Source organism: Gemmobacter aquaticus (assembly GCF_007859075.1).
GTDB classification, from domain to species: Bacteria; Pseudomonadota; Alphaproteobacteria; order Rhodobacterales; family Rhodobacteraceae; genus Gemmobacter; species Gemmobacter aquaticus.
Genome location: NZ_VOAK01000018.1, coordinates 1 through 624 on the forward strand (window position 1 = coordinate 1; position 624 = coordinate 624).

General features: G+C 68.4%; 1 protein-coding gene. It reads left to right on the plus strand.

Annotated elements, in window-relative coordinates; all coding sequences use genetic code 11:
* Positions 1 to 624, plus strand: a 624-nt coding sequence (locus tag FQU74_RS09695) for an aldehyde dehydrogenase family protein (RefSeq protein ID WP_146286276.1), incomplete at both ends; no start/stop codon positions are given.

Genomic DNA, 624 nt, shown 5'->3' on the forward strand with positions numbered 1-624 from the left:
TGCTGCGATTTTGTCCTGCAACCTCCCTTCCGGTGTGTTCTCGCTGATTCAGGGCGGACGTCGGGATGTTGGCACGGCACTCGTTACCAATCCCCTAATCAAGGCAGTGGGCTTCACCGGCTCACTGGCGGGCGGGCGGGCGCTCTTTGATCTCTGCGCCGCGCGGCCCGAGCCGATCCCGTTCTTTGGCGAGCTGGGTTCTGTTAACCCGATGTTCATTCTGCCCGAGGCATTGTCGGCCCGTGGCGAGGGAATCGCCCGGGGCTGGGCGGGCAGCCTGACGATGGGCGCGGGGCAGTTCTGCACCAACCCCGGCATTGCGGTGGTGCCGGCGGGGGCTGCGGGCGATGCCTTCGTCGCCACCATGGCCGAGGCGCTGCGGGCGGTGGCGCCACAGGTCATGCTGACCGAGGGGATCGCGCGGGCCTATCGCGAGGGCAAGGCGCGGTTTGACAGCCGCAATGCGGTGCGCCCGGTGCTGGCGACCGAAAGCCTGGGCCGCGAGGCCAGCCCGAACCTCTATGAGGTTCCGGCCGAAGCCTTCATGGCCGACCACGCGCTGAGCGAAGAGGTCTTCGGGCCGCTTGGCCTCGTGGTGCGGGTGGCCAGTGCCGAGGACATGCC